The sequence below is a fragment of the Marinobacter sp. genome (genome assembly GCF_052094685.1).
In the GTDB taxonomy this organism is placed as follows: domain Bacteria; phylum Pseudomonadota; class Gammaproteobacteria; order Pseudomonadales; family Oleiphilaceae; genus Marinobacter.
Genome location: NZ_JBQDKB010000072.1, coordinates 6,490 through 9,335 on the forward strand (window position 1 = coordinate 6,490; position 2,846 = coordinate 9,335).

Genomic DNA, 2,846 nt, shown 5'->3' on the forward strand with positions numbered 1-2,846 from the left:
TCGTTATGCAGTTTTTTACCGCGGGCTATGTTGTTGTCATAAGCACGGATGTCGCGAATCATGTCTTCGGTGTGGATATCCTTGTTGCCTGCAGCCTGGTTCATCTTCGTGGCCAACTCTTCGGGAGTGTTGGCGCTGACCACATCTGGGCACTGGGCTATAAGCCAGTCCATAAGCGCCGGGTCGCCACCGCGCAAACTGTTCCAAACCACGCGAAGCAGCTTACCGTCGCGAAAATCCGGGTTGGTGTCTGTGCCCGACACGGCCAGCTCTCGCACGGCAATTCGGTAGTTCATAACCTGCCAGGAGATCTGCCCGGGCAGGTTGCCTACCTGTTTGCAAAGATCGTGTGTATCAAAACCGGTAACCAGCGGCATGGGACCGATTCGGCGACCATGGCGATCCATCCACAGTGCCGAACGCGGGGGTATCAGGCTTAAACCGTGGTCAGCGAAGGCGGGTTCTGGGTGGCGTATGCCCGCCGCGTAATTCCACATTTGGTTGAGATTGACGACCTGGCCACCCGCTTTGGCAACCTCGTCGTGCATGGCGCCATCCGCATCTGGGCTGGATCCGCTGAGCAGGTTTTCCGGCGCTGGGCCGTAGCAAGGATCCCAGTGCTGGCGTACTTTTTCCAGATTGCCGTTGATGCCGCCGGTGCAGACCACCGTGTGAGTGGCGGCAACTGTAAAAGTGTTGTGCTCATGGCTGGTGGTGCCTTGGCAACCGGTGACCTTTCCATCGCTCAGGTTCAAGGTGTTAACGCGATGACCGTTAAGGAAGGTAAGCCGGTTTCGGTTCGGGTGGGCGTCCAGTTGTTGTAGCAGAGTTTGCACCACGCCCCGGCCACAGCCCCAAGCAATATGGTACCGGGGAACGCTGTTGCCATTGCCATACAGGCCTCGTTCAACCCACTGCACGGAGGGGAAAAATCGGATGCCCCGTTGCTTCAGCCAGTCGTAAATCATTGGCCGGTTCTGTTCTGCGTAAAGCTCAGCCCAGCGTTTTGGCCAGTGATCTTCGCCGCTAAAGCAGGCTGCGTTGTGCCAATCAGCAAGCAGTAATTCTGGCGAGTCTTTGATTTTGTTACGGGCTTGTTCGGGCGTGTTGCTCAGCAGCATACCGCCAAATGCTTCATTGGCTTGGCCTCCGGGTTTGCCCCCGGGTGCGCCATCCAGCAGTATTGCCGGCACGTTTAGGTCTAGCAGCTCCAGTGCCGTGGCAATCCCGGCAAGGCCCGCCCCAATCACAACGACTTCAGTCCTATGGGTATGCATGGCTCGTTATCAGCTCATTCTTATTGTTAGTTGATATAAGAGCTTAATGCTTAACGATTAATCAAACCAGTGCAATGACGGGCGTCAAAGGTTGGAGCTAACCCCCGGTCATGTTCATAAAACGCAGAATTTGAACGTTGCCATCGGTGGAGAAGTGGTGACGTTCTGGCTTTAAATCCATGGAGTCGATGATAGTTTGCTTAAGTTTGTCGTTGGTTACCGGGTGGCCGCGCAGCACTCGGCGCAGATCCACAGAATGCTCGTTGCCTAGGCAGAGCAATAATCTGCCTTCAACGGTTACCCGCACTCGGTTGCAGGTAGAGCAGAAGTTGTGGGAATGGGGGGAGATAAAGCCCACTTTAATGTCGCTATCTGACATCCGGAAGTAACGGGCTGGCCCGCCGGAGTCTTCGGGCGTGGGAATCAGATCGTGATGCTGGCGGACAATGTCGCGCACTTCATCACTGGTGCACAGAGCTTGGCCGCGATCATGCTCAGAGATTTCACCTAGGGGCATTTCTTCAATGAAGGTAATGTCGACGTTTTTCTTTCGAGCAAACTCGATCAGATCCGGGACCTCGTGATCATTCCCGCCTTTCATCACCACGGTATTCAGCTTGATGCCTTGGAACCCGGCCGCCCGGGCGGCGTCTATACCTTCCAGCACTCTGGACAGCTTCCCGGTACGGGTAATGCTTGCGAACTTTTCCGGGTCCAGCGAATCCAGGCTGATGTTCAATCGCTTCAGGCCGGCTTTGCGCAGTGGCTCAGCCATTGTGGGTAGCTGGCTGCCATTAGTGGTCATGGCAAAATCCCGCAAGCCGTAGGTGCCTATCTCTTTTACCAGTTCAAGGATGTCTTTACGAACCAGTGGCTCGCCACCTGTGAGACGAATTTTTTCCGTACCCAGAGAAACAAAGGTTCGGGCTACGCGAGCAATTTCTTCAAGCGTTAGAACCTGTTGGCGGGGCAGAAAGGTCATTTCCTCAGCCATGCAATAAACGCAACGAAAATCGCAGCGGTCGGTAACGGACAGGCGTACATAGTTGACGGTTCTGCCAAAGCGGTCTGTCAGCTTGCTCTGTGACATCGGATTCGTTCCTGTAACGGCTAAATGCACGTTTACCGGTTGATGATATACCAAGTATCGCAGAATCAGCCCGCGAATCCGATACCCCTCGCGAGGTAAGTCTGGGTGCTTTTTTGGTGGGGCCTGCTTTAACGACGCACAACAAGATTTATTAAAAATAGGTTGATTTTCGATCTAAACATTACTATAAAATACATCTTAATGAATGGCGTAAGCCTGAGACTGTTTTTGTTGGAGAATAAGATGGAAAAGTTTCTATTTCGTGCCAATAGCGCCATGGTTTGGTCCGCGCTCGGTCTGATTGCTACGATTTTGATGGCATACCCTCTAGCCGGTCGTTTCCCCATGATGATTCAGGTACTTGCCCATGTTGGCACCCTGTTGTTCGCAGTCGGTATCAAGATTTCTTATGTCGCGCGGCTGGTGTTTTTAAGTCGTCTCGGGAGACCTGTTCACTAATAAGCGGTAGAATGGATGAA

Annotated in this window: 3 protein-coding genes; 1 reads left to right on the forward strand and 2 read right to left on the reverse strand. The window is 53.4% G+C overall.

Going from position 1 to position 2,846, the window contains the following annotated elements; translation table 11 throughout:
• On the reverse strand, window positions 1-1,277 hold a 1,277-nt coding region (locus ACTH3S_RS13590), incomplete at its 3' end, for an FAD-dependent oxidoreductase (protein WP_441809547.1).
• A gap of 97 nt (window positions 1,278-1,374) precedes the next feature.
• On the reverse strand, window positions 1,375-2,367 hold the full coding sequence (gene moaA, locus ACTH3S_RS13595) for a GTP 3',8-cyclase MoaA (RefSeq protein WP_441809548.1): 993 nt from the start codon (window positions 2,365-2,367) through the stop codon (window positions 1,375-1,377).
• Window positions 2,368-2,610: 243 nt separating this feature from the next.
• Here moaA and ACTH3S_RS13600 point away from each other — a divergent pair, with 243 nt between their 5' ends.
• Window positions 2,611-2,826: a hypothetical protein gene (locus tag ACTH3S_RS13600; RefSeq protein ID WP_441809549.1), complete on the forward strand. Its 216-nt coding sequence runs from the start codon at window positions 2,611-2,613 to the stop codon at window positions 2,824-2,826.
• Window positions 2,827-2,846 lie beyond the last annotated feature (20 nt).